The organism is Streptomyces sp. SID1328 (genome assembly GCF_009865595.1).
In the GTDB taxonomy this organism is placed as follows: Bacteria; Actinomycetota; Actinomycetes; order Streptomycetales; family Streptomycetaceae; genus Streptomyces; species Streptomyces griseoluteus.
Genome location: NZ_WWKH01000892.1, coordinates 1 through 3,291, shown reverse-complemented (window position 1 = coordinate 3,291; position 3,291 = coordinate 1). Strand labels below are relative to the sequence as shown.

Below are 3,291 nucleotides of genomic sequence, written 5' to 3'. Positions count from 1 at the left end.
CCAGCTCAACGACGCCGCCCTGGTCTACGAGCCGGAGACCTCCGCCGCCCTCGGCTTCGGTTTCCGCGTCGGCTTCCTCGGTCTGCTGCACCTGGACGTGATCCGGGAGCGGCTGGAGCGCGAGTTCGGCCTCGACCTCATCGCCACCGCGCCCAACGTGGTCTACCGCGTGGTCATGGAGGACGGCACCGAGCACACGGTGACCAACCCCAGCGAGTTCCCCGAGGGCAAGATCGCGGACGTGTACGAGCCGGTCGTGCGCGCCACGATCCTCGCGCCGTCCGAGTTCATCGGCTCGATCATGGAGCTGTGCCAGACCCGGCGCGGCACCCTGCTCGGCATGGACTACCTCTCCGAGGACCGGGTCGAGATCCGCTACACGCTGCCGCTCGCGGAGATCGTGTTCGACTTCTTCGACCAGCTCAAGTCCAAGACCCGTGGCTACGCCTCCCTGGACTACGAGCCCACGGGCGAGCAGAGCAGCTCCCTGGTCAAGGTCGACATCCTGCTGCACGGCGACAAGGTGGACGCCTTCTCGGCGGTCACCCACAAGGACCAGGCGTACGCCTACGGGGTCCGGCTCGTCGCCAAGCTGCGCGAGCTGATCCCGCGGCAGGCGTTCGAGGTGCCGATCCAGGCCGCCATCGGTTCGCGGGTCATCGCCCGCGAGACCATCCGCGCCATCCGCAAGGACGTCCTCGCCAAGTGCTACGGCGGTGACATCTCCCGTAAGCGGAAGCTGCTGGAGAAGCAGAAGGAGGGCAAGAAGCGGATGAAGATGGTGGGTTCCGTGGAGGTTCCCCAGGAGGCGTTCATCGCGGTGCTCTCCAGCGACGACGGCGCCGGAAGCTCGGGCAAGGGCAAGAAGTAGCCCCGGACGCGCCGAGTTGTCGGAGCGAAACGGGCAAAGTGGGGCCCGCCGTACACACGTACGGCGGGCCCCCGCTCGTACGGAGGGCCGCCGGGGGGCGGATCTCGATGGGGTTCCGGTGCGAAGTGACAGGCCGTGGCCTCTTACGCGGTGGCCGGTCGCCCCTTACCCTGATCCCTGCTCGCTAGTTACTCGCGGGTTAAACAACAGCTTCGAACCACAGCTTAGAACCAGCGTGAGTCCACCCAGCCGCACCGAGTCAGCCGCACCGTCGCGGGCCCCGGAGGATGTCGTGAGCGACACACAGACCCTGATCGAGAACCGTCCGCCGTCCGTGGCGGCCCTCTTCCTGGAGCGCGTGGCGGCCACACCGGACGCCGAGGCGTACCGGTACCCGGTACCGGTGGCCTCCGGCCAGGGCCCCGACGAGTGGCGGTCGCTGACCTGGGGCCAGGCGGCGGAGCGGGTGTACGCGATCGCGGCCGGCCTGATCGAGCTGGGGATCGAGTCCGAGCAGCGGGTGGCGCTCGCCTCCTCGACCCGCGTCGAGTGGATTCTGGCCGACCTCGGCATCATGTGCGCGGGCGGTGCCACCACCACCGTCTATCCGCAGACCAACGCCGACGAGTCGTCGTTCATCCTGTCCGACTCCGAGAGCCGGGTGCTGATCGCGGAGGACGCCGCGCAGGTCGCCAAGGCGCTGGAGCGGCGGGCCGAGCTGCCCGCGCTGACCAAGGTCGTCGTGATCGACCCGGCGGGCGCCGAGACGGGCGACTGGGTGATCACCCTCGCCGAGCTGGAGAAGCGCGGCACCGCCTACCTGGAGCAGCACCCCGAGCTGATCAAGGAGCGGGTCGGCGCGATCACCCGCGAGCAGCTCGCCACCCTCATCTACACCTCCGGCACCACCGGTCGCCCCAAGGGCGTGCGGTTGCCGCACGACAACTGGGCCTACATGGCGCGGGCCATCGGCTCGACCGACCTGGTCTCCGCCGACGACGTGCAGTACCTCTGGCTGCCGCTCGCCCACGTTTTCGGCAAGGTCCTCACCTCCGGCCAGATCGAGGTCGGCCACGTCACCGCGGTCGACGGCCGGGTGGACAAGATCATCGAGAACCTGCCCGTGGTCCGGCCGACCTACATGGCCGCCGTGCCGCGCATCTTCGAGAAGGTCTACAACGGCGTCGCCGCCAAGGCCCGCAAGGGCGGCGCGGCCAAGTACAAGATCTTCCAGTGGGCCGCCGAGGTCGCCCGCGAGTACGCCAAGGCGTCCCAGGACAGCTTCCGCCGCACCGGCACCGCCTCCGTGCCGTTCGCGCTGGCCGCCAAGCACAAGGCCGCCGACGCCCTGGTCTACGGCAAGCTGCGCGAGGCGTTCGGCGGCAGGCTGCGCGCCTGCGTCTCCGGCGCCTCCGCCCTCGCACCCGAGATCGGTTACTTCTTCGCCGGCGCCGGCATCCACATCCTGGAGGGGTACGGCCTCACCGAGACCTCCGCCGCCTCCTTCGTGAACCCCGGCGAGGCCTACCGCACCGGCACGGTCGGCAAGCCGCTGCCCGGCTGCGAGGTGCGCATCGCGGACGACGGCGAGATCCTGCTGCGCGGCCCCGGCGTCATGGAGGGCTACCACCAGCAGCCCGAGAAGACCGCCGAGGTGCTCGAGTCCGACGGCTGGTTCCACACCGGCGACATCGGCGAGCTGTCCGCCGACGGCTATCTGCGCATCACCGACCGCAAGAAGGACCTCATCAAGACCTCGGGCGGCAAGTACGTGGCGCCCGCCGAGGTCGAGGGCCAGTTCAAGGCGGTCTGCCCCTACGTCTCCAACATCCTGGTGCACGGCGCCGACCGGAACTACTGCACCGCCCTCATCGCGCTCGACGAGGCCGCGATCCTCCAGTGGGCCGCCGAGAACGGCCTGGAGGGCAAGTCGTACGCCGAGGTGGTGGCCGCGCCGCAGACCGTCGAGCTGGTCGACGGGTTCGTGAAGCAGCTCAACGAGGGGCTGCAGCGCTGGCAGACCATCAAGAAGTTCCGGCTGCTGCCGCGCGACCTCGACGTGGAGCACGGCGAGATCACGCCGAGCCTGAAGCTGAAGCGGCCGGTGGTCGAGCGGGAGTACAAGGGCCTGATCGACGAGATGTACAACGGGGCCCGCGAGGCGTGAGCAACACCCGCCGGGGTGGTTTTCGGCCGCCCCGGTGGGTTCTCTTTCGGCCATGACCGGAATTGACCGTGTTCTGGCCGGGCGGTAGCACAGTTCGCCGTCACGAGCGTTCACTTCGGTGACTCGGTGCTTATGCGTCCCGCCTGTCTGTCACCCTGGCCGCATGGACATGGCGGCCATACCCGTGCAGCGGTGGGGCGGCGCCGGGGCGGACGAGGCGCCGGCGCCCTCCGGCACGCGTCCGCTCGCCGAG

Annotated in this window: 1 protein-coding gene and 1 pseudogene; both read left to right on the top strand. The window is 69.5% G+C overall.

All coding sequences use genetic code 11. From position 1 onward, the window contains the following. Positions 1 to 871: pseudogene (locus tag GT030_RS28715) on the top strand (elongation factor 4); the annotation flags it as partial. A gap of 292 nt (positions 872 to 1,163) precedes the next feature. Continuing rightward, positions 1,164 to 3,038: an AMP-dependent synthetase/ligase gene (locus GT030_RS28710; RefSeq protein WP_161203579.1), complete on the top strand. Its 1,875-nt coding sequence runs from the start codon at positions 1,164 to 1,166 to the stop codon at positions 3,036 to 3,038. The last annotated feature ends 253 nt before the right edge of the window (positions 3,039 to 3,291 follow it).